The organism is Mycobacterium sp. E2479 (assembly GCF_001667925.1).
Taxonomy (GTDB): domain Bacteria; phylum Actinomycetota; class Actinomycetes; order Mycobacteriales; family Mycobacteriaceae; genus Mycobacterium.
The window spans coordinates 1-21,765 of sequence record NZ_LZJR01000041.1; the positions used below are offsets into that span (position 1 = coordinate 1).

Annotated in this window: 23 protein-coding genes and 1 tRNA gene; 13 read left to right on the forward strand and 11 right to left on the reverse strand. The window is 66.3% G+C overall.

Features of this window, described 5'->3' with window-relative positions; translation table 11 throughout:
• Positions 1-325: 325 nt before the first annotated feature.
• Positions 326-1,861: a serine hydrolase gene (locus A5686_RS04005; protein WP_067931357.1), complete on the forward strand. Its 1,536-nt coding sequence runs from the start codon at positions 326-328 to the stop codon at positions 1,859-1,861.
• Between the two features lie 45 nt (positions 1,862-1,906).
• Here A5686_RS04005 and A5686_RS04010 read toward each other — a convergent pair whose 3' ends face one another.
• The 3 genes from A5686_RS04010 to A5686_RS04020 all read right to left on the reverse strand — a co-directional run bounded on the left by A5686_RS04010 (position 1,907) and on the right by A5686_RS04020 (position 6,039).
• Complete coding sequence (locus A5686_RS04010; protein WP_197520469.1) at positions 1,907-3,556, reverse strand: LCP family protein; 1,650 nt, start codon at positions 3,554-3,556, stop codon at positions 1,907-1,909.
• A gap of 79 nt (positions 3,557-3,635) precedes the next feature.
• On the reverse strand, positions 3,636-4,499 hold the full coding sequence (locus A5686_RS04015; RefSeq protein WP_067931359.1) for a phytanoyl-CoA dioxygenase family protein: 864 nt from the start codon (positions 4,497-4,499) through the stop codon (positions 3,636-3,638).
• 82 nt (positions 4,500-4,581) lie between these two features.
• Complete coding sequence (locus tag A5686_RS04020; protein WP_067931361.1) at positions 4,582-6,039, reverse strand: phospholipase D-like domain-containing protein; 1,458 nt, start codon at positions 6,037-6,039, stop codon at positions 4,582-4,584.
• 185 nt (positions 6,040-6,224) lie between these two features.
• Between A5686_RS04020 and A5686_RS04025 the strand changes: the two genes are divergently transcribed.
• Entirely contained in the window at positions 6,225-6,626 is a 402-nt protein-coding gene (locus A5686_RS04025; protein ID WP_067931403.1) for a DUF732 domain-containing protein, read from the forward strand.
• 45 nt (positions 6,627-6,671) lie between these two features.
• On the opposite strand, the gene A5686_RS04030 is transcribed toward A5686_RS04025, so the two are convergent.
• From A5686_RS04030 to A5686_RS04040, 3 genes are all read right to left on the reverse strand, one after another.
• On the reverse strand, positions 6,672-7,283 hold the full coding sequence (locus tag A5686_RS04030; protein ID WP_067931363.1) for a methylated-DNA--[protein]-cysteine S-methyltransferase: 612 nt from the start codon (positions 7,281-7,283) through the stop codon (positions 6,672-6,674).
• Complete coding sequence (locus tag A5686_RS04035; protein WP_067931365.1) at positions 7,280-7,783, reverse strand: RNA polymerase sigma factor; 504 nt, start codon at positions 7,781-7,783, stop codon at positions 7,280-7,282. The genes A5686_RS04030 and A5686_RS04035 overlap by 4 nt, the downstream gene beginning before the upstream one ends.
• Before the next feature lie 126 nt (positions 7,784-7,909).
• Positions 7,910-8,914 (reverse strand): oxygenase MpaB family protein, encoded by a 1,005-nt coding sequence (locus tag A5686_RS04040; RefSeq protein ID WP_067931367.1) that lies wholly within the window; start codon positions 8,912-8,914, stop codon positions 7,910-7,912.
• A gap of 97 nt (positions 8,915-9,011) precedes the next feature.
• Between A5686_RS04040 and A5686_RS04045 the strand changes: the two genes are divergently transcribed.
• The 5 genes from A5686_RS04045 (at position 9,012) to A5686_RS04065 (ending at position 12,867) form a co-directional block, all read left to right on the forward strand.
• Complete coding sequence (locus A5686_RS04045; protein ID WP_067931369.1) at positions 9,012-9,608, forward strand: TetR/AcrR family transcriptional regulator; 597 nt, start codon at positions 9,012-9,014, stop codon at positions 9,606-9,608.
• Positions 9,609-9,622: 14 nt separating this feature from the next.
• A complete protein-coding gene (locus A5686_RS04050; protein ID WP_067931371.1) occupies positions 9,623-9,895 on the forward strand; it encodes a hypothetical protein in 273 nt (90 codons plus the stop codon).
• Between the two features lie 59 nt (positions 9,896-9,954).
• Positions 9,955-10,371 (forward strand): DUF4267 domain-containing protein, encoded by a 417-nt coding sequence (locus A5686_RS04055; protein WP_067931373.1) that lies wholly within the window; start codon positions 9,955-9,957, stop codon positions 10,369-10,371.
• 64 nt (positions 10,372-10,435) lie between these two features.
• Positions 10,436-12,007, forward strand: a complete 1,572-nt coding sequence (locus A5686_RS04060) for an adenylate/guanylate cyclase domain-containing protein (RefSeq protein ID WP_067931375.1) — start codon at positions 10,436-10,438, stop codon at positions 12,005-12,007.
• A gap of 32 nt (positions 12,008-12,039) precedes the next feature.
• Positions 12,040-12,867 (forward strand): LLM class F420-dependent oxidoreductase, encoded by an 828-nt coding sequence (locus tag A5686_RS04065; RefSeq protein ID WP_067931377.1) that lies wholly within the window; start codon positions 12,040-12,042, stop codon positions 12,865-12,867.
• Between the two features lie 2 nt (positions 12,868-12,869).
• Here A5686_RS04065 and A5686_RS04070 read toward each other — a convergent pair whose 3' ends face one another.
• The 3 genes from A5686_RS04070 to A5686_RS04080 form a co-directional block, all read right to left on the reverse strand.
• Positions 12,870-14,345: a YdiU family protein gene (locus A5686_RS04070; RefSeq protein WP_067931379.1), complete on the reverse strand. Its 1,476-nt coding sequence runs from the start codon at positions 14,343-14,345 to the stop codon at positions 12,870-12,872.
• Positions 14,346-14,385: 40 nt separating this feature from the next.
• Entirely contained in the window at positions 14,386-14,955 is a 570-nt protein-coding gene (locus A5686_RS04075; RefSeq protein WP_067931382.1) for a hemerythrin domain-containing protein, read from the reverse strand.
• A 244-nt stretch (positions 14,956-15,199) separates the two neighbouring features.
• A complete protein-coding gene (locus A5686_RS04080) occupies positions 15,200-15,481 on the reverse strand; it encodes a WGxxGxxG family protein (protein WP_067931384.1) in 282 nt (93 codons plus the stop codon).
• Between the two features lie 312 nt (positions 15,482-15,793).
• Between A5686_RS04080 and A5686_RS04085 the strand changes: the two genes are divergently transcribed.
• The 3 genes from A5686_RS04085 to A5686_RS04095 are packed head-to-tail and all read left to right on the forward strand — an operon-like array spanning position 15,794 to position 17,780.
• A complete protein-coding gene (locus A5686_RS04085; RefSeq protein WP_067931386.1) occupies positions 15,794-16,717 on the forward strand; it encodes a CoA ester lyase in 924 nt (307 codons plus the stop codon).
• A gap of 39 nt (positions 16,718-16,756) precedes the next feature.
• Positions 16,757-17,113: a DUF488 domain-containing protein gene (locus A5686_RS04090; RefSeq protein WP_067931388.1), complete on the forward strand. Its 357-nt coding sequence runs from the start codon at positions 16,757-16,759 to the stop codon at positions 17,111-17,113.
• A 40-nt stretch (positions 17,114-17,153) separates the two neighbouring features.
• Positions 17,154-17,780 (forward strand): GNAT family N-acetyltransferase, encoded by a 627-nt coding sequence (locus A5686_RS04095; RefSeq protein WP_067931391.1) that lies wholly within the window; start codon positions 17,154-17,156, stop codon positions 17,778-17,780.
• Positions 17,781-17,793: 13 nt separating this feature from the next.
• Here the strand turns inward: A5686_RS04095 and crcB (A5686_RS04100) are convergent, their stop codons facing one another.
• Both crcB (A5686_RS04100) and crcB (A5686_RS04105) read right to left on the reverse strand, forming a co-directional pair.
• Positions 17,794-18,168 (reverse strand): fluoride efflux transporter CrcB, encoded by a 375-nt coding sequence (gene crcB, locus A5686_RS04100; RefSeq protein WP_067931393.1) that lies wholly within the window; start codon positions 18,166-18,168, stop codon positions 17,794-17,796.
• The gene (gene crcB, locus A5686_RS04105; RefSeq protein ID WP_067931395.1) at positions 18,165-18,563 is read right to left on the reverse strand and encodes a fluoride efflux transporter CrcB; all 399 of its coding nucleotides are present in this window, start codon (positions 18,561-18,563) and stop codon (positions 18,165-18,167) included. The genes crcB (A5686_RS04100) and crcB (A5686_RS04105) overlap by 4 nt, the downstream gene beginning before the upstream one ends.
• Before the next feature lie 101 nt (positions 18,564-18,664).
• Between crcB (A5686_RS04105) and pgm the strand changes: the two genes are divergently transcribed.
• From pgm to A5686_RS04120, 3 genes are all read left to right on the forward strand, one after another.
• A complete protein-coding gene (pgm, locus tag A5686_RS04110) occupies positions 18,665-20,296 on the forward strand; it encodes a phosphoglucomutase (alpha-D-glucose-1,6-bisphosphate-dependent) (RefSeq protein WP_067931397.1) in 1,632 nt (543 codons plus the stop codon).
• Between the two features lie 71 nt (positions 20,297-20,367).
• Entirely contained in the window at positions 20,368-21,570 is a 1,203-nt protein-coding gene (locus tag A5686_RS04115) for an MFS transporter (RefSeq protein WP_369829674.1), read from the forward strand.
• Between the two features lie 43 nt (positions 21,571-21,613).
• Positions 21,614-21,689: transfer RNA gene (locus A5686_RS04120), tRNA-Ala, on the forward strand.
• The last annotated feature ends 76 nt before the right edge of the window (positions 21,690-21,765 follow it).

Here is a 21,765-nt window from a genome sequence, read left to right on the forward strand (position 1 = left end):
CCGGCTGTCGGCGGCGGGCCGGCCGCCGACGACGCGGCGGACGATGACCTGGCCGCGGGTGGCGCCGGCGCGGCGGTGCATTGGGTCAACGTGACCCCGGCCGCCATCGCGCCCGCCAGCACGACAACCCATCGCCTGCCGGGCGTCAATGGGAATTCGTCCTCACCGCTCGCTCCAGACCGACTAGACCGCCGCGACCGGGCGTCGCGACACGTCCGCGGCCAACGCTACTGCACTCCGCCCCTAACCGGCTGCGCGACAGCCGGTTTGCTCCGAAACCGAAGACGTAGTGGATGCCATCAGGCCGTCGACTTACCCTTGCCGTATGCCGGTGGTCATTGGTAGGTGGAAGTTCCGGCCAACCTCGCTGCGCAAGACGGTCGTGGTCGCGATTGTGCTGCTCGGCCTCATCGCGGCGTCACCCTGGGCGTTTACGGCACACACACCAGTGGCCGAGCGCCCACAACAGCCCGCATACACGCCTCCGCCGGCGCCTGCGCCGGCGGAGGTTCCGGCTGCGGTTCCCGGTCCCGACTTCGCGACCGTCTCCAAGCTGATGAACGACGCGATCGCGGCGGACGGGCTGCCGGGTGGCGTGGTGGTGGTCGGCCACGGCGGCCACGTCGCCTTCCACCAGGCGTACGGGTCGCGCAAACTGGCGGGCGAACCCGGGTTGGACGGGTCGCCCGCACCCGCGGAGCCGATGACCGAGGACACGATCTTCGACCTGGCGTCGTTGACGAAGTGCCTCGCAACTGCGGTCGCCATCATGCAGCTCTACGAACAGGGCAGGGTGGCGTTCGACGATCCGGTGCAGAAATATCTGCCGGACTTCAACACAACCAACGATCCACGGCGGGCCAAGGTCACCGTGCGTATGTTGCTCACCAACTTTTCCGGCGAAGGCATCGACGTCAGTCTCAAAGATCCTTGGGGGCTGGGCGCACCCGACAAAGCGGAAGGCATTCATCGTGCGCTCACGACGCCGCTGCAGTCGGGCCCGGGTGAGCTTTTCCGATACTCCGACATCAACTACATCCTGCTGGGCGCGCTGCTCGAAAAGACCACGGGCGAGGCGCAAGACACGTATGTCCAACGCAATGTCTTTGCGCCGCTTGGCCTGCAAGACACCCGCTACCTTCCCGCCGGTAAAGCATGCGGTCCCCACGTGGTGAAAGGCGCTGCCGTTGCCTGGTCTTCAGGGCCGACGGGAGGCGAGCCGGCGACTTGTCCCGCGGGGACTTGGAACACCAGCCTCCTGCCGCGGATCGCGCCAACGGCGCGCGACGAGGAAAGTAGAGACGACCCCGGCAAGAACCCGGATTTTTTTGCCCTGCTTCGGGGTACGGTGCATGACCCGACGGCGCGCCGCATGGGGGGAGTGGCCGGCAACGCCGGCGTGTTCTCGACGGCGCACGATGTCAGCATCTTTGCGCAGGCGCTGCTTGATCGGCTGGCCCGCCGCCCGAGCGAGTTCCCTTTGCGACCAGAAACTCTCGAGCTGATGACGACTCCCCAGCAGCCCGGCCATACCGCCGAACAAGTCGAAGCGGCAAACCGTGCCGCTCACGAAGCTCACGCTCCGAAGTATCCGGCGATCGAGGGGCAAAGCCTGTTTGGATTCGGCTGGGACATCGATACGGCCTTTTCCAGGCCACGCGGAAAGGTGTTTCCCGTCGGCAGCTTTGGCAACACCGGGTTCACCGGGACCACGCTGTGGATGGACCCCGGTTCAGACACCTACGTCATTCTGCTCTCGAACTCGATCCACCTACGGGGGAGCCCGCCGATTTCGAATCTCAGAGGCGCCGTGGCTACGGCGGCGGCTCAAGCCTTGCACCTCTACGGCGCCGGGCCATAGACCACGGCCTCGACACCTGCACCCCGGAAAACACCTTAGCTCTAGTCATTTCACGCAGGGAATGCCGTCGGCGGTCATCCGCGAGAGGTTGGTGACGGCAGGTTCCTGCGTGCCGGCGCCGGTGGCCGGCACCGTGGTGACGGGGGCCGTGGACGTTGCGGTCGGCGATTCCGACGTGTAGTTGCGGTGGCGGTCGAACCGGGAGAAATCGGTTCCGACGGTCAACCGCACCGTGTCGCGGGCGATGTCCTCGGATGCGGTCGCCGTCATGTCGAACTGGTCGGCGAGCTCGGTGGCCGCTGTCTTCGCACCGGGTCCGTAGGCGATGGCGCTCGTCTCGGTGGTGGAGTCGGCGGTGCTGACGGTCCCTTCAGTGAACCTTCCAGTCGCCAAGAGCATTTGGACATTCGCCGCCTCGCCTGCTCGGCCCGAGGCGTTGACGACGTCGAGCGCGACGCTGCCGACGGTGCCCTGCGCGCCGCTGTCCGGTTGCGCTGCCATGGTGGGGCTGGCGGTCGACGGCGTTGTCGACGAATCGGCGCCCACCAGGTTGCGCACGATGGAGCGGATGGTGGGTACGTCGATGAAGTTCACGTAGGCGCCGTTCGGGATTTCGCCGAAGCCGGTGACCGGCAAGGTGTACAGCACTATCGGGCTGTTGGCGAATGCCAAGGCGTTACGCACGAAATCGTCGAAGTCGAAACCGGCGTCGACGGCGACGTTTTGCCTGGCGACGTCCAGCAGGGCGTGCAGCTTGGTGGGGTCCGACAACGTCCCCCCGCGGCGCATCGCGGTGACGACGGCGACGATGAATGCCTGTTGGCGCCGGTTTCGATCGAGGTCGGTGAATGCCGCGTCGTCAGGGTCGCGGCGTTGCCGAACGAACGCCAGCGCCTGAGTTGCGTTTAGCTGTTGCATGCCTCGGTGAAAGTCTGCGCCGGAGTAGTAACGATCCGAAGTGTCCGCGCTGAGGCACACCGTGATTGGTTCCACCACCCGCGCGATTTGGAAGAATCCGGCCAGGGTGACTTCGACGAAGTGATCGATCGGGATTTGCAGAAGGTTTTTGACGGTGCTGATTTCGGCTTTGCGGCCCGCCTCCCGTGCGGTTTGTTCCCGTGAGGCGGAGTCCTGCCCTTGAAGCGGGGTCGAATTCGGATGCGCGCCGGCGGAGCCGTGGCCGGACATCACGCGCTGATACGCGAAGCTGTAGGCCTCCTTGATCTTCCCGCGACAATCCGTGGTCGGGCATCCGGCCAGCTCGACATAGTCATCGCGCGGGATCGAGATCGCTGTGACCGGACCGTCGCCGGCGGGCAGGTGCACCACGATGAGCGCGTCGGAATCGCCGTCAGCGGAATCCTCGTTGCCCGCGTGCAGGGCGTCATAAATGTCGTGTGGCAACGGCTGTCCGTGCTGATCGCGGCGGCTATCTAGGCCCATGATCAAGATGTTCTGGTCGCTACCGGTCGACGCGGGTTCATCGGCCAACGCCTCGGATTTGGTGATGCTCGCCGTCGCGCTGCGGTAGGCGTGCCAGGCAATGCCTATGGCGGCCACCAGCACCAGCGATATCAGCGCGGCCAGCACCTTGGCACCGGCCACAATCCTGTGGTTGCGGTGCAAGCGATTCTGGGGCCCGGGCGCCGGCGAATCCGCTTCTTGCTCGTCGGACGGGCCCGCTCGACGCGTCATGACAGAACTGAGAATAGCCAGGTAGCGGTGCTTCAAACCGGTGAACGCTCAAGCGCCCTGTTTCCTGATCAGGCGCAAGCTAGGGCTGCGGCCCGGCGTCCAACAGCCGCAACGGATGAAGACCGTCGACGTTGCCGACGAACGGCGGGTGGATGCTATAGCCGAGCATCCGGCGAATGTCATCGGAGACGGCTCGGGCGATGTCGCGCGATATCGACAGCGTGTAGGCCTCCATCGGCCGCAGCCACGGTTGACAGTACTGGGCGGTGACGGCGAGGCGGTCGCGGCCGCTGTTGTTGGCGCCCCCACCGTGCCACAGTGTGCCCACGAAGAAGACGCACGACCCTGCGGGCATGACGACGGGCAGGGCCTGATCGCTCGGACCGGGCCGGCGTTTTCCCCAGCGGTGGCTGCCCGGATAGATGACGGTGGCGCCGTTGTCGGCGGTGAAGTCGTCGATCGCCCAGATCGTCGCGGCCGCCAGCGGCGCCCGGGGCCGCGGAATCGGGTAGAAGCCGTCGTCGTGGTGTGCCAGCTGTGCGACCTCCCCGGGCTGAATGTTGATGGCCTGCAACGCCGAAAGCAGGTAGTTAGGCATAAGCAGCCGATCGAGCACTGCCAGCACCCGCGGCTCATCGACGAGTCGATCGCACACCCGGGTCCTGCTCAGCACGCTGTAGATGCGCTGGGTGCGTAGGCCCTCAAAGGAGTTGCGTCCGGTGTGCCCCAGCCAAGGGCGCACGACCTCACGAATCTGCGAGCACTGCTCGGAGGTGAGCAGGTTTTCCCAGATGACGTACCCGTCGCGACTCAGCGCCGCCATGTCGGCCTCGACGATCGCGCTGTCCACCGAACTTCCACCGGTCGGTGTCCGTTTGTAGCGCTGCGCCAGATCGCCCCGCAGGTCCTCCAGGGTGGTCACGGAGTCGTCGTCGATGCTCATGGGTTGCTCGTCCTTAATCCACTGGCGCTCCTGCCCACACTAGGCCGAGTGCAGGCCCACCCAGACTTAAATCGCCGGCCGGTCAGCCCCGAAGGCCGGTGATGAATCGCTGTACGCTGCGGGTCAGCGACCGCGGGACGTGGTCGGGATCCATCAGGTCGTTCTCGGCCAGCGGGCCCGCCTCGTTAGCGATGCTGCGCTCCGTGAAGGGCCGCAGCGTCTTGCCGTCTCCCCGAAGTGCCTCGATGGCCTTCAAGACCGACCGATGTTCATCGATCGCCTGCTCCAGTTCGCCGACCGAAACACCGAGGTGTTCTGCCATCAATTTGTTTCGCACCGAAGCGATTTCGCGGCGCAGGTGGTCGTGTTCGGAATTACCCGGCTGCGCCTCGATGGCCACGTCGCACTCGCTGTCGAACCCCATGGACCGGTTGTTGAAATTCGAGGAGCCGATGCGGAGCAGCCGATCATCGACCACCAGCACCTTCGAATGGACGTAGATCGGCGCGCCGCCGTCGGTCTCCGGCCAATACACGCCCAACCGTTTATGTTCGTCGGCTTTCCACAACAGTTGGATGAGGCGATGGCGTGCGCTGTCCATGGTTCCCCGCTCGAGCGGGTTGTTGCCTCTGCGGGCCAGCACGATGACGATCTCTGGACCCTCGTCTTCGCGCAGCCGCGCGGCCAGCGCTTCGGCAATGGTTCTGGACGCCAGGTACTGGTTTTCCACATAGAACGTGTCGCGTGCCCCCGCGATGGCGGCCAGGTTGAGCGCTTCGACCTCCCGCACCTCGGCGGAATCCTCGAGCTTGGGCACGGTGCGTGCGATTCCGACGTCGACGTGGCGCAGGCTCGGTTCCAGTTTGCTCGGCCACGCGCTGTGCTTGGCCTGCACCGGCGACAGCGATTGTTTGGTCGCGGTCTGCCACCTGGTCAGGGCTTGCTCAGCCAGGGCTCGCGCGGCCGCACCGTCGACGGCCAGGCCGACATCGTGTCGAGGACCGTAGCCGCGTCCCACCGTCCGGCGGTGCTGGTTGCGATGCGCGTGGTCACGGGTGTCCCATCGTTCGAGCGTCAAGTCGATGCCGCCGCAGAACGCCACCGCATCGTCGACCACCACGATCTTCTGATGATGCACTGAGCCGATCGGGTGGGCGCCGTCGATAGCGAGATGCATTCGCCTGCTGCTGATCTGGTTCAGCAGCGACACCGGGGTGAGGCCGAACCAGATGCCGTCGAAGGCCGGTAGCAGGCGCAGATTGGACTTCAGGAGGTAGACATTCAGCCCCGGCCGCTTCCACAGCATCCAGTAAAGGAACGCACCCAGTTGGTTTGGCCCCGGAAGTGTCTTGGCGCCCCGCTCGAACGTCACTCTGGAATCGAAATCCCAGCCGATCAGCATGATTCGATGGCGGGCGCGCAGCATCGCGGCCTTGACGTGTTTGAAGTAATCGGCGGCGTCGATGACGGGGACGAACCGGTCGGCCGGCGCGGTGCGCCAGCAGGTCTGGCCGGGAGTCAGAAGTCGATCGTCGTGCACGCCGGGGCTCTCAACGATGTTGATGGGACAGCGCGGACATAGCCACTGTGTACCACATCGACGGCGGGTGCCGGGATTCGTGAGGAATTGCCCAGCCGGGCGCTCGATGTGCCGTGTTGCCGCGGTTATGCGCAGGCGGCGGGGCCCGGCGGGACACCCGCGCCGATCTGTATGACGATGAAGCGATGCGAATGCTGGTCGTGATCGCGGGCTGCGCGGTGCTCAGCGGTATGGCCGCGCCCGCCTACGCCGATCCCGCCGGCGATGCGGCAGCTGATGCCGGGTTCATCGCCGCGCTCAACCAAGCGGGCATCACCTATCAGGACCCGGCTGCCGCCGTCGGCGTGGGTAAAAGGGCCTGCGAACTGATGGACCAGGGCAACTCCCAGGTCGACGTCATCAAGAGCGTGTCGGCGAGTAATCCGGGATTCACGGTCGACGGCGCCGCCCAATTCACCATGATCGCGGCGAGCGCCTACTGCCCCCAGCACTTAGGACGACAAGTCACCCCGCCGCCGCCGCCCGCGCCGACGCCGCAGCCACCCCCGATCATCGACCTTCCCATCATCACTCCGGGCGCCGCGTAGTCTGTCGTATCAAGTTGTGCTGCAACAGATTTCGTCCGAATCGGCCTATGCGGCCTCGATTGTGAGCAGGGTGCGTTTGGCCGCCGCCCCCCCGAGGTAGCCGCCCATCGCGCCGTCGCTGCGGACCACACGGTGGCAGGGCACCACGATCGGTAGCGGATTGGTGGCACAGGCACTGCCGACGGCGCGGACCGCGGTGGGATTGCCGGCCAGCTTGGCAACCGCGGCGTAGCTCGCGGTGTGGCCGTAGCCGATCTCCGGCAGCTGACGAAGTACCGTGTTGCGGAATCCGGCCGAGAGCCGCCAGTCCAGCGGGACGCTGAATTCGCGCCGCTCGCCGGCGAAGTACTCGTCGAGCTGCCTTGCGGCCATGTCGAGACGGCCGGGTGCGAGCAGGATGCGTGGACTGATTCGGTCGGCGAGGCTTTGCAGGACGCTGTCGTGGCCCTCGTTGGCATAGGCGACGCGGACCAGGCCGAGCTCGGTGGCGGCGATGAGCAACGCCCCGACCGGGCCGTCGATGACGCGGTAGGCGATGTCCAGGATGCCTTCGGATTGCGCGGCGGAGGCGAGCCGTGCGTGCAGTGCGTCGAGGTCGTCGGTGGTGCTGTCGGTGCGCCGCACCAGGTCGCGGGTCAACTCGCGTTCGTTGTTCATCGGTGTTCTCCTGTCCCGGTCGTGCCGGCGGCGATGCCGGGGTATGTGCGCCTGAGGGTGGCGATGCCGTCGGCGGCGGCGCGCCGGGCGGCCTCGGGGCTGCCGCCGAGGATGGCGGCGATCTCGGAATAAGGCAGCCCGGCCAGATAGTGGTAGGCCACGGCTTGCTTCTGCTTGGCGGGCAGCCGGGCGAGGGCGTCGGCGAGGTCGTCGTCCCTGCCGGGATCGGCCGGGCGGGCGGCTTCCGGGATCTCGTCGGTCGGCACCGCGCGTCGGGTCCTGGCCCGGGTCAGGTCAATGGCTTTGCGGTGCGCGATGGTGACCAGCCAGGCCTCGACGTTGGCGTCGTGGGGCAGTTCCGGGTAGCCGCGCAGCGCGGCCAAAAAGGTCTCCGACCAGGCATCGTCGGCGTCGACCGGCCCGATGATGGCGCGGCATACCCGCAATACGGTGCGGCCGTGGTCGACGACCACCGCCTCAAACGGTCGTTTGGCTGTCACGCTGTGTAGACGTTTCGCCGGGGAACTTCGTGAGATGTCCCCAGTGTCGTTGTGCGGTGACCGCAGCGCGCAACTCCCGTTGAGCTCGCGATCACCACGGGTCGAGCACCGGAGGCGGCGGAGCGACTACACCGACTGGAAGCTGCGCTCCACCTCGGAGCGGGTGCGGACCTCATCGCTGCCGAGCACGTAGGTCGGCAGGGTGTGCGGGACCGTGGTGCCCCCCTTGACTCTGGCCTGGGCCTGCTTGAATTCCGGCGGGGGGCCGGCTGCGGCGTTGATCCCGTTGATGATCGACCACACCGCGGTGCGACGGGCGGTGCGTTCGACGATGTTGCAGTCGCGGTGCTGCAGCATCTGCTTGGCCCACTTCGGCATGGTGTCGCGGATGGCCCAGTCGACCGCCGCCTGCGGCATGGAGACGTTGGGGCCGGTGCCCATCGCTTTGCCGTGGGTGACAGCCAGTTTCGGTAGGTAGGACTCCAGGCATTCGAGCGTCTCGGCCTTCGTGGTCGGCAGGTCGGTGCCTCCCAGCGCGTGCCCGACCCGGACGAACTCTCCGTAGTAGCGGTCGAGTTTCTTACCGCGCAACGGCATTGGGTGATAAAGCTCGTGTGCCGTGGCCAGGCCCCAGACGACCGTCGCGTAGTTCCACCGCAGCCACTCGGGGTCATCGGCGTCGTAGCGGGCGCCGTCGGGACGAGTGCCCTTGATGGTGTGGTGCATCGCGCGCACGGACTTGGCCAGGTGCTCAGCGGTTTCCGTCGACCCGTATGCCGTGCCGATGAAGAACGCCACCGAGTGGCCCAGTCGTGTCGCGGCGCCTTGGGGATCGATGTGGGGCACCTGCGATATCGGGTTTCCGTCGCTGTCGCGCTTGATGAGTCGCGAGTGGTGCATGCCCATCCAATAGATCGATGGGTCCAGGGTCTCCATGAAGGCGGCGCACTGCAGTCCGAAGATCAGCGCGGGCAAATGCGAGTGCACCCGCCACACGGCGCTTTCCGGACCGAACCAGCCCGGATCGCCGACGGGCGCGGCGAACTCCATGCCGCGGAAGAAGAACCGTCGCATGTTGTCGTCCAACCGTTTGTTGATCAGCTGCCCGACGATCTGGTGCGGCAGGAACACGGCATACTCCCTCGAAATTCTGGTCACGACTGTAACCAGAATAAGTTTTGGCTACAGGTGTGACAAGACCGCAGCCTTCTCGACCTACGCTGTAGGGATGTCGAGTCCCACCCGGTGGGCCGGTATACCACTGAAGGACCGCCGCGCCGAACGTCGTGCGCTGCTGGTGGAGGCCGCCTATCGGCTGTTCGGCGGCGGCGGTGAGGCGGCCGTCTCGGTGCGGTCGGTGTGCCGGGAATGCGGGCTGAACACGCGGTATTTCTACGAAAGTTTCGCAGACACCGACGATCTACTCGGCGCCGTCTACGACCAGGTGAGCGAGCAGCTCGGCGAAGTGATCGAGGCCGCCATCGGGCAGGCGGGCGATTCGCTGGCCGCGCGGACCCGGGCCGGCATCGCGGCGGTGCTCGGCTTCTCCTCGGCCGACCCGCGCCGGGGCCGGGTGTTGTTCACCGACGCGCGCACCAACCCGGTACTGGCCGTCCGGCGCCGCGCCACGCAGGACAGGCTGCGCGAGGGTGTGCTGACCGAGGGTTGGCGTCTCAACCCCGATTCCGATCCGGTGGCCGCGGAGGTCGCCGCGGCCCTGTACACGGGCGCCATGGCCGAGCTCGCGCAGCAGTGGCTCGCCGGGCAGCTGGGCACCGATCTCGAGGTCGTGGTCGACTACGCTCTGAAACTGGTGCTGCGGTAGCCGGGAGTGCGGTTATGGGCGGAATCGAACACGCGATGGATTCCCTCCGGCGCATCCTCGGGCACAGGGTCAGCGTCGGCGCTCTGATCGAACTGGCGGTGTGGCTGGCCATCCCGTATCTGTGTATTGGGTTCGCGTGGACCGTTTTTCACTCCGAGCAGACCCAGCGAATTCAGGCCCGCATAGAAGTGGTGGCGCCCACGGGTGCCGACGCCGCGGCCTTCGGGCTTGCCACCGTGCTGTGGCCGGCGGCGCTGCAGCTCGCCGATTCCTGCCCCGCGCCATGAGTGACTTGCGGGACGGAATGCGTGCGCGGTCGCACGGTTTGCTCCTAGGCTCTCAGAGCATGTCCATCGATCGGTTCGGCCTTGTTGCGGGCACTATCCGACTTGCCTCTGGCGTGTCCTTCCTCGTCGACCCTCTGCGGGCGAACAAATTGTGGGGGGACCCGGACGAACCGACGCCGACCACGCAACTGCTGTTGCGATCGATGGGCTATCGCGACGCGCTGATCGGTATCCTGCTCGCGGGCGCGGCACTGCGCGGTAAGAACACCCGCGGCTGGTTCCTGGCCTCTGCCGGTGCCGACGTGGCCGACCTGGTCGGCGGGATGAGCGTGTACGGCGAAATGAAGCCGTCGCAGCGGATCATCGGCCTGGGCGGCGCCGCGGTCGGCGTCGCCACCGGCCTCTGGGGCGCGGTCCGTCCGACCCCCCGCCGGAACAAAAGGGTGGTGGCCGAAGAACCAGCCACCGTGGACTGAGCTCTCGAGCGAATCAGCAGGTATTTGCTGTTCTAGACCGCGATGCAGTCGGTACGCTCAGTGCGTGCCGGAGACGGCGTATGCAAACTGCGGTGATCTCAGCCTGGCGTACCAAGTGTTCGGACACGGGCCGATCGATCTCGTCTTCGCTGGTTCGTTCGCGAGCCATGTCGAGCTGTACTGGTCCATGCCTGAGTTCAAGGCCTTCATGGAGCGGCTCGCGACGTTTTGCCGCGTCATCCTCTTCGACAAGGCCGGCGTCGGCTTGTCGGACCCCGTTCCACGGGTCCGCACTCTTGACGATCGGGCGGGCGAGATCGAGGCCGTCATGGACGCCGCCGGCTTCGAAAGAGCTGCGCTGCTCGGGGTGAGCGAGGGCGGTCCGGCGGCCATTCTGTTCGCCGCGACGCGACCGCAGCGAACGCGGGCGTTGATCCTCACGGGGACGGCGGCATATCTTCCCAGCGCAGGTTGGGACGACCTCGATCTTGATCCGGCCGAGCTCCGGGCACGCTCCATACGCGAGATCGGCGAGGAGTACACACCGTCTGAAGACCAGATCATCGGCTTCCAGAAGTTCGGCCGGGCTGTCTTGTCGGCGTGGGGAAGTGGTGAGGCGCTCAAGTGTCTGCTGCCGTCCGTCCGGTCATCACGCCAGCTGGGAATGCTCGAGCGCTCGTGCGCGAGCCCCGGAATGGCGCGTGTCACGCTTGAAGCCGCTTTCCAGATCGACGTCCGGCCGATCCTGCCGACACTCACCATGCCCGCCCTGGTCGTGCACGCCGCCCGGGATCCCGGGGTCCCGGTGCAGGCGGGCAGGTATCTGGCCGACCACATACCCGGCGCGCGCATGGTCGAGCTCGACGGCACCGACCATGCGCCGTGGTTCACCGACCCCGAAAAGATCGCCACCGAGATCGAGGAGCTTCTCACTGGCAGCCACGCGACCCCGGCACCGTTGAATCGTGCCCTGCGCACGGTGCTGTTCACCGACATCGTCGCGTCGACCGAACGCGTCGCGGCGACCGGCGACGAGCGGTGGCGCGCGGTCTTGCAGCGCTTTGCTGAGATCACCATTGAGGCCACCGAACGATACGGCGGCACCGTGGTGAAGAGCACCGGCGACGGGTACCTCATCACGTTCGACGGCCCGACCCAGAGCATCCGGTGCGCCGAGAACCTGCGCGACGATGCCGAGAAACTGGGCATCGAAATCCGGATCGGGATCCACACGGGTGAATGCGAACTCATGGATGCCGACATCGGGGGAATCGCCGTCCACATTGCGGCGCGGATCCTCGGTCACGCCGGAGCCGGGGAAATCGTGGTGTCACGGACGGTTCGTGACTTGGTCGTCGGCTCCGGGATCGGATTCCAAGAGCGAGGCGTCGTCGAGTTGCGTGGTGTTCCCGGCGCCTGGGAGCTGGTCGCCGTCGACCGTCATGGCGCCAGCGGTGCATCGCGTGAGGTGCAGCTGGCCGCGGCGCCCACGCCCGGCCCGCGAACGTCGATGCGGAGGTCGGACCGTGCCGTGGCGGTGATAGCGAAACGCACGCCGTGGCTGCTGCGCGGAATGGCGCGATTGGTGCCGGTTACCGACGGTGGCCCGGTGGCCGCCGGGACAAGCTCGCGCTGACAGGCGGGCGGCGATGCTGTTGACTGAGCGTCATGGGTTTCGGTGTGCTGACATTTGTTACCGACGACGGCATTGGTCCCGCGGAGTTGGGGGAGGCGCTCGAGCAGCGCGGTTTTGAATCGCTGTTTCTCGCCGAGCACTCACACATCCCGGTCGACGCGAAGACCCCGTATCCGAGCGGCGGCCCGATTCCGCCGAAGTACTACCGCACGCTGGATCCGTTCGTGGCGCTGACCGCCGCGGCGGTCGCCACCGAGCGGCTCGTCCTGGGCACCGGGATCGCTCTGGTGCCCCAGCGCGACCCGATCCACACTGCCAAGGAGGTGGCTTCGCTGGACCTGGTGTCGCAGGGGCGTTTTCGATTCGGCGTGGGCATCGGCTGGCTGCGCGAGGAGATCGCCAACCACGGCGTGAATCCCTCGGTCCGCGGACGCGTCGTCGACGAGCGGCTCGATGCGATGGTCGAGATCTGGACGCACGAAAAGGCGGAATATCACGGCGAATTCGTGAACTTCGACCCGATCTACAGCTGGCCCAAGCCGGTCCAGAAGCCTTATCCGCCGCTTTACCTCGGCGGCGGACCGGCGGGCTTCAAGCGCATCGCGCGGCTGAACGCGGGCTGGCTGTCGATGACGGCGTCGGCAGAGGAGTTGTCTTCGCCGCTCGAGCAATTGCGGGACGTGGCCGGCAAGGACGTGCCGGTGATCCACTTCCACGGCGGCAAGCCGGCGGCGCAAGAACTCGAGGCCTATCGCGACCTGGGTGTGGAGCACCTGTTGCTGGACCTGCCGACGGAGCCTCGCGATCAGACGCTACAACGCCTCGACGGGTTGCAGGCCGAGCTCGCCAAGCTGTCGTAAGGTCAAGTGCCGCAGAAGGTTTGATATTTGCCAAAGTCCTCGGGGGCGGGCGTGGCGTAGCGCTCGAGACCCGGGCGTTCCGTGTAGGGGTCGGCCACCGCGGCGAGCAGGTGTTCCAGCGGGCCGAGCTCACCGGCCGTCGCGGCGGTCAGGGCCTCCTCGACCAGATGATTGCGCGGAATGTAGATCGGATTGGTGCGATCCATCGTGTCGGCGTCGGGACCCAATGCCCGCCAACGCGTCAGCCACGCATCGAAGCCGGCGAGGTCGCAGAACAATCCGCGAACGGGTTCGGCATCGGCTTGGGCATCCCCTCGCGCCGCGTGGCTGAGTTGCCGGAAGAACGAGGTGTAGTCGATGTGGTTCTGCTTGAGCAACAAAAGCAGTTCCTCGACGAGCACCGTGGCGAATTCGGCGTCGACGCCGTCGGGTAGGCCGAGTTTGGCGCGCATCCCGGAGCCCCACACGGCGTCGTAGCGGGTCTGGAATATCGTGAACGACTGCTCCGCGAGCGCGATGGCCTCGTCGGTGTTCTCCGAGATCAACGGCAGTAGTGTCTCGGCGAAGCGCGCGAGGTTCCATCCGGCGACCACCGGTTGGTTTCCGTAGGCATAGCGTCCCCAGAAGTCGATCGAACTGAAGACGGTGTCGGGGTCGTAGGCCTCCATGAAGGCGCACGGTCCGTAGTCGATCGTTTCGCCCGAGATGGTCATGTTGTCGGTGTTCATCACGCCGTGGACGAATCCGATCAGCATCCATTGGGCGATCAACGACGCCTGGACGGCAACCACCGCTTTGAACAAGGCGAGATACGGGTTCTCCGCGTCGGCGGCAGCGGGGTGATGGCGGGTGATCGCGTGGTCGGCGAGGCGGCGCAGCAGCTCCTCGTTGCCGGTGGACGCCGCGAACTGGAAGCTGCCCACCCGCAGATGACTGCTGGCCACGCGGGTGAGCACCGCACCCGGCAGCGTTTCTTCGCGATGGACCGGACGCCCGGTGCCGACGACGGCCAACGACCGCGTCGTGGGCACGCCCAAGGAGTGTATCGCCTCGCTGACGATGTATTCGCGCAGCATCGGCCCCACTGCGGCCAGCCCGTCGCCGCCGCGCGCGAATGGCGTGGCGCCGCAGCCCTTGAGGTGTATGTCGCGCAACTGCCCGTCACCGTCGACCAATTCGCCGAGCAGCAGGGCCCGGCCGTCGCCCAACCGGGGAACGAGGCCGCCGAACTGATGCCCGGCGTAGGCCTGGGCCACCGGGGTGGCGCCGCTGGGCACGGAGTTGCCGACCAGGAAGCGCAATCCGTCGGGGTCGCGCAGCCAGCCGGCGTCGAGCCCCAGCGCCTCGGCCAGGGGCTCGTTGAGGGCCAGCAGCTGCAATTCGGGGAACGTCTCCGCCTGCCAACGGACCGCCATTTCCGGCAGCTCGCGGTAAAACCGGTTTTGGAGAGCAACGGTGGTGTCCGGGGCAACGCTCATCTCATCGAGCGTACGGAAACTCGAGGACGCACCGGGGGCGCTATCCGAGGGCTTTGCCGATCAGATCGCGGGCGCGGTCGAGCATGGACGCGAACGGGCCGAGCGCGAAGTTCAGCTTCGCTGATTCCACGCCGGGATGCGGGCGCGTCGGAGCGATGGCCTCGGCGGCCCGTACCGCGGCCCCCATTCGCTTGAGGTCGTCGGTGTCTACCTTGCGCTTCAAGACGGGGAACTCCTCGTCCTCCTCGTGCCGTGCGTGGTCGAGCACCGCTTCGCGCAATTTGGAGAGCTCTGCAATGAACTCGTCCGAGGTGATGTCGAGCTTTTCGATCGCCGACAGCAGTTCCTTGGCCTCATGCTCTTCTTCGAGGCGGGCGTCGACGATGGCGTCGCCGGCGTCGCCGTCCTCCCGCCGCACGCGCGGATGTACCACCATTTCCTCGGCCGTCTCGTGGACGGCAAGCAGCTGGCGCAGCGTTGCGAACGGCTCTTCGCGCGCTTTGGGGTCCGTAGCGTGCAGCACCTGGTCAAACATGTCCTCGATGAGGTTGTGCTGCGCTTTCAGGAACGCGACGACTTCGTCGGGTGATTCGATAATGAGGTCTGTCATCGCCGATACCTCTCGTGATGGGGAAGGTGGGAGACGCACATTGGGCTGTGTGCGGCTTGGAGCGGGCATACCCGCTGTACACGTGGCCAAAACGGACGCTGCGCTCCGCGTGACGCTCTCCCGCTCGGGTCACGATCAGAATCCCCTGCGGCACAAGGTGTTTGCGTGGGCCGCGTCGAACACCCAGCCAGATCCCCGTCAGCTGCGCGAAGTTGACGGGGATCTGGGGGCGCAGCGGCGGGGTTTAGACGCCGCGCTCCCGAGTGGTGGCGGGTCCGACGCCGGTGCCGGCGGCGGTGTCCTTCCGGCGCATCAGCCCGGCAAGTCCGCCCAGGCCCAGCAGGCCGACGAGGCCCCACAGCCCGGAGTTGTCGCTGTTTTGGTCATTGTTGGTGTTGTTGTCCGCCAACGTCGTTGTAGTGGTGGACGACGGTGCGGGAGCACTCGGACCGGCGGCATTTGCGACGCCTGCCCCTCCGAACAACAGTGCTCCGCTGGCTGAAACGATCGCTATGGCCCTACGCATATCTACTCCTCGTAAGTTTTCTCGGTCGAGCCCCAGAACCGGGTGATCGAGACGTATTTCGGGACCAGGTTGCTCTAGCCTCCGCGGGACCGACGCTCGACCGACAGGCGTAACGTCGCGAGGGGTGTTCTACCCCGGTCCACCGCGGTGAAAACCCGTCGACGGGGCCCGTTTCGTTTGCTGGATGCCCCGGAAGGTGGCGGTGCCCGGGCGGAAACGGGAGGTGATACGACCGTCCGGGTGAGTTCTCGCCCGGTCGGGCTACGGTTAGGGGGACCAGGAACGCAACGACGAGAAGACGACGAATCCCATATGTACGAGCAGGTCAACAACAGCGCGCCAGAAGCCGACGACCTCATCGGCTTCCGCATCGACCCCGTTCTGGCCCGAAGTTGGCTGTTGGTGAACGGTGCACACGACGACCGGTTTGAGTCCGCGGCGCACTCGCGCGCTGACATCGTCGTCCTCGACATCGAGGACGCCGTCGCTCCTAAAGACAAGCACGCCGCCCGCGACAACGTGGTGCGCTGGTTGAACGCCGGGAATGCGGACTGGGTTCGCATCAACGGCTTCGGCACCCCGTGGTGGGCGGACGACCTGGCCGCCCTGGCCACCACCCCGGTCGGCGGGGTGATGCTGGCGATGGTCGAATCGGTCGACCACGTGACCGAGACGGCGAAGCGACTGCCCGATGTGCCGATCGTGGCTCTGGTCGAAACCGCCCGGGGCCTGGAGCGCATCACCGAGATCGCCGCGACGAAGGGAACCTTCCGGTTGGCCTTCGGCATCGGCGATTTCCGCCGCGACACCGGTTTCGGGGAAGACCCGGGCACGCTGGCCTATGCCCGGTCACGCTTCACGATCGCCGCGAAAGCGGCCAACCTGCCGAGCGCCATCGACGGGCCGACGATCGGCTCGAACGCGTTGAAGCTGATCGAGGCCACGCACGTTTCCGTGGAATTCGGCATGACGGGCAAGATCTGTCTGACCCCGGATCAATGCGGTGTCGTGAACGAGGGCCTGTCGCCCTCGCACGACGAAATATCTTGGGCTAAGGAGTTTTTCGTCGAGTTCGAGCGCGACGGGGGAGAGATCCGCAACGGCTCCGACCTACCGCGCATCGCCCGGGCCACAAAGATCCTCGAGCTGGCCCGGGCATACGGCATCGAACCGCCCGAGTTCGACGACGAAGAACGTGATCACTCGCCCGCACCCTCGGATACCTATCACTACTGAGGCGCTGGACGCCTCCGGATACGCGGCTACCCTGGGCATGTGAGCGCCAAAGGGCGGGTCCGGGTGGCGCGGGTCTACGACGAGGTCGGTCCCGACGAGGGACAGCGCGTCCTGGTTGATCGGGTTTGGCCGCGAGGAGTGCGCAAAGACGATCCGCGGGTGGGTATCTGGTGCAAGGACGTCGCGCCGTCGAAGGATCTTCGCGAGTGGTATCAGCACGATCCGGCCCGGTTCGAGGAATTCGCGTCACGCTACAGGACCGAACTGCGGGATAGTGCCGCGCTGGAAGACCTGCGCAAGCTCGCCAAGCGGAAAGCCGTGACGCTGGTGACCGCCACCCGCGAGCTGGACATCAGCCAGGCGGCGGTCCTGGCCAAGCTGCTCGAACCCCGGTGAAACGGCCGAGACCGACAGCGTCGTAGGCTCGCCGGTTGACATGACGAACGCCGAGCCGATCCTGCCGCGGGAACTGACCGACCTTCCCGAGGCGGTCCGTAGTGTCCCGCCACCGCCCATTCCCGAGCTGCCCGAGCCGTACGGTCTGCGCGTCGCCAATCCGAATGCAGATGCAGAGATGGTTTCGGAGTGGATGGGTCGGCCGCATCTGGTCGAGGCGTGGGAATCCAACTGGCCGGTGGCGCGGTGGCATCGCTACCTCGAGGCACAACTGGACGGGGGCTTCTCTCGCCCGCTCATCGCCACCCTGGACGGGGTAGACCGTGGATACATCGAATTATACAGAGCGGCAAAGGATTCCATCGCTCGACGATATGAGCATGACCCCTACGATTTGGGATTGCATGTCGCGGTCGCCGATTTGGATTACATCGAACGCGGGCACGTCAGTTACCTGCTGCCGTACCTGGTGATCAGCATCTTCACCCTCGATCCGCGGTGTCGCCGCATCATGTTCGATCCCGATCATCGCAACACCTTGGCGCGCAAGTTCTGTGAGCGAGGCGGCTGCGCATTCCTGGGCGAGCATGACATGTCGAACCGGCGGATGGCGCTGTATGTGCTACCCCGAACGCCCGACGATATCCCGTGTCAACGCGACACCTGATGGCGCCACGGGTTCAAAGCTGCGCGATCTGCTGTCCGATGAATGCCGCCGCCACACCAAGCAACACGCTGACAACGATATTGGTCAGCGCTGCGCGCAGCCGGCGTTCCTCGCCGAGCCGCTGAGTCTCGAGCATCCAGGTGGAAAACGTCGTGTAGGCGCCGACGAAAGCGGTGCCGGCCAACAGCGCGGCCTCCCTATTAAGCGCCAGGCCGCTGAGTAAGCCCAAAAGCGCTGCGCCGCTGATGTTCACGGCAAGCGTGCCGAAGGGAAAGGGCCGGAACACCCGGCGCGCCACCGCGCGGTCGATGACGAAACGCAGCACCGACCCGATGCCGCCGATGAAAGCGACGCCCACCCAGACCGCAGCCGTCGTCACGGCGGTCACCGGCGCACTCGGACCCGGCGCACCAACTTGGTGGCAATGTGCACCGCCAGCAATCCCAATCCGATGCTGGCGACCGTGTAGCCGACGGCGAGCCGCCAGCAGCCGTGTTCGATCATCTTCAGCGTCTCGACCTGCATCGTGGAGAAAGTTGTCAAACCACCGCACAATCCGGTGCCGAGCAGGGGCCGCCGGTAGCTCGACGTCGGCAACCGCTCCAGCAACCGGGTGGTGAAGTAACCCACCAGAAACGCCCCGACGATGTTGACCGTGAACGTAGGCCATGGCCAGCCCGCCGGGTCACCGCCGAACTGGTCGCTCAGCGCGGCACGGGCCAGGGAACCCAGCGCCCCACCGGCAAACACCGCGGCCAATTCGCGATAGTCCCGTTGAGCCACTGAGTGGATTCCCTTCGTTTGCCGCTGCGCTACGCAGCGTATGGCCGAAGTCCAGACCGGCGCAGCCCGGGGGGAGGCGGACACGGGCAGAATTGGTAACCATGGTTGCCAATCCACGCGCCGGTCAGCCGGCTCAACCCGAAGACCTCGTCGACCTGTCGCACTTGGTGACGGCCTATTACTCGATCCACCCCGACCCGGGCGACGTGGCTCAACAGGTCGCATTCGGGACGTCGGGGCACCGTGGGTCGGCATTGGATGGCGCGTTCAACGAGGCTCACATCCTGGCGATCACCCAGGCCATCGTCGAGTACCGGGCCGCGCACGGCACCACGGGGCCGTTGTTCATCGGACGAGACACGCACGGTCTGTCCGAGCCGGCCTGGGTGTCTGCGCTGGAGGTGCTGGCCGCCAACGACGTCGTCGCCATGATCGACTCCCGCGACCGGTACACGCCGACACCCGCGGTCAGCCACGCCATCCTCTCCTACAACCGCGGCCGCACCGGGGCGCCGGCCGACGGGATCGTCGTGACGCCTTCACACAACCCGCCCGCCGACGGCGGCTTCAAATACAACCCGCCCCATGGCGGCCCTGCCGACACCGACGCAACCAACGCAATTGTCAAGCGCGCCAACGAGATCCTGCGCGACGGGGCGGGGGTCAAGCGGGTGCCGCTGGCTCGCGCGCTGCCGACGGCGCAGCGCCACGACTACCTGGGCAACTACGTCGACGACCTGCCCAACGTGGTCGACATCGATGCCATCCGCGCGGCCGGGGTGCGGATCGGCGCCGACCCGCTCGGCGGGGCGAGCGTGGACTATTGGGGCGAGATCGCCCAGCGGCATCGCCTGGATCTGACCGTGGTGAATCCGCTGGTGGATGCCACGTGGCGGTTCATGACGCTCGATCACGATGGCAAGATCCGCATGGATTGCAGCTCGCCGGACGCGATGGCGGGACTTATCGCCAACCGCGACCGCTATCAGATCGCCACCGGTAACGACGCCGACTCCGACCGGCATGGCATCGTCACGCCCGACGAGGGGCTGCTCAATCCGAACCACTACCTCGCGGTGGCCATCGAATACCTTTACACCCAACGGCCGTCGTGGCCCGGCGGCATCGCCGTTGGCAAGACCGCCGTCAGCTCGTCAATGATCGATCGAGTGGTCGCCGGCATCGGCCGCAAGCTGATCGAGGTGCCGGTCGGATTCAAGTGGTTCGTCGACGGCCTGATCGGCGGGACCATTGGCTTCGGCGGCGAGGAGTCGGCCGGGGCGTCTTTCCTGCGGCGGGACGGCTCGGTGTGGACCACCGACAAGGACGGCATCATCCTGGCGCTGCTGGCTTCGGAGATTCTCGCGGTCACCGGATCGAGCCCGTCCCAGCGCTATCAGCGGCTGACCGCCGAGTACGGCACTCCCTTTTATGCGCGGGTCGACGCGCCTGCCGACCGCGACCAAAAGGCCCGGCTGTCGAAGCTCTCCGCCGGCCAGGTGACCGCCACGGAATTGGCGGGGGAGCCGATCACGGCGAAGCTGACCGCGGCGCCCGGCAATGGCGCCCCGCTGGGCGGATTGAAGGTGACGACGGCCAACGCGTGGTTTGCCGCGCGTCCGTCGGGAACCGAGGACGTGTACAAGATCTACGCAGAATCCTTCAACGGGCCCGAGCATTTGGCGGAGGTGCAAGAGACTGCGCGCGAGGTGGTTAATAAAGTCATTGGGTGACCATTTCCCTCCGCTTTGCCCGCACGGAGGGGCGCGCGTCCCGTTCTAGCCGGCTGCCGCGCGAAGTCTGGATCCTGAGCTGGGCAAACATCATGGTCGCGCTGGGCTACGGGGTCATTTCGCCGGCGCTGCCGTCCTTCGCCCGTAGCTTCGGGGTCAGCATCAAGGCGGTGACGTTTTTGGTCACCGTCTTTTCGTTGAGCCGGCTGTGTTTTGCGCCGATAAGCGGCCAGCTGGTCCAGCGCCTGGGAGAGCGGCGGATCTACATCGGCGGCATGCTGATCGTCGCGGTCTCCACCGCCGCGTGTGCGTTTTCCCAGGCCTACTGGCAACTGGTGGTGTTCCGCGTGATCAGCGGGATCGGGTCGACGATGTTCTACGTCTCGGCGCTGGGACTGATGATCCATATCAGCCCACCCGACGCGCGCGGACGGGTCGCGGGTCTGTTCATCACGTCGTTCATGGTGGGCGCGGTGGGCGGGCCGGCCGTCGGCGCCGTGGCGGCCGGGTGGGGCTTGACCGCTCCGTTCATCGTGTACGGCGTCGCCCTGCTGGGCGTGGCGGTGGTGTTGTTTTACAGCTTGCGGGATTCGCCCCTGGCCGCGCCGGGGCCGCCGACACGATCGACGGTGACGATGCGCGAGGCGCTGCGGTTCCGCGCCTATTGGTCGTCGCTGGGAGCCAACTTCGCCACCGGCTGGTCGGCCTTCGGGCTTCGCGTCGCCCTGGTCCCGCTGTTCATCACCGACGTCATGGGCCGCGGCATCGGCATCATCGGCATCGCGCTTGCGGCGTTCGCCGGAGGCAACGCGCTGGCCATGATCCCCAGTGGCTACCTGTCTGACCGAATGGGACGGCGCACATTGATGATCGTGGGCCTGACGTTGTCCGGCATAGCGACGGTTTTCCTGGGCGTTGCGTCGTCGTTGCCCGCGTTTCTGGCCGCCGCGATTGTGGTCGGCGCGGTGACCGGGATCTACATGTCGCCGATGCAGGCCGCAGTCGCCGACATTCTCGGCAGCGAGGCACGTGCGGGCAGCCCGGTGGCGGCGGTGCAGATGATGTCCGATCTGGGCGCCATCGTCGGCTCGATGACGCTCGGTTGGGTCGCCGAGCGGCTGAGCTACGGCTGGGGCTTCACCATCAGCGGGATAGTTCTGCTGATCGCCGCCGTCGGCTGGTTGGCGGCGCCGGAAACCCGGCCCGTGCCCACCCCCGAACCGGGCCTGTTGCCGTCTCCGCACACGGCGAACCTGCCTGAGCAGCAACTTTGAAGGACGGTTAACGGTGGTGTAGCTTCGATGGGCACGACTTCTCGGGGCTATGGCGCAGCTGGTAGCGCACCACACTGGCAGTGTGGGGGTCAGGGGTTCGAGTCCCCTTAGCTCCACCATGTGATGAGTCGAGTCATAGGTGACAGATGAGTCGCGTCATGGGTTACAGATTCCCCGGCCATCGGCCGGGGTTTT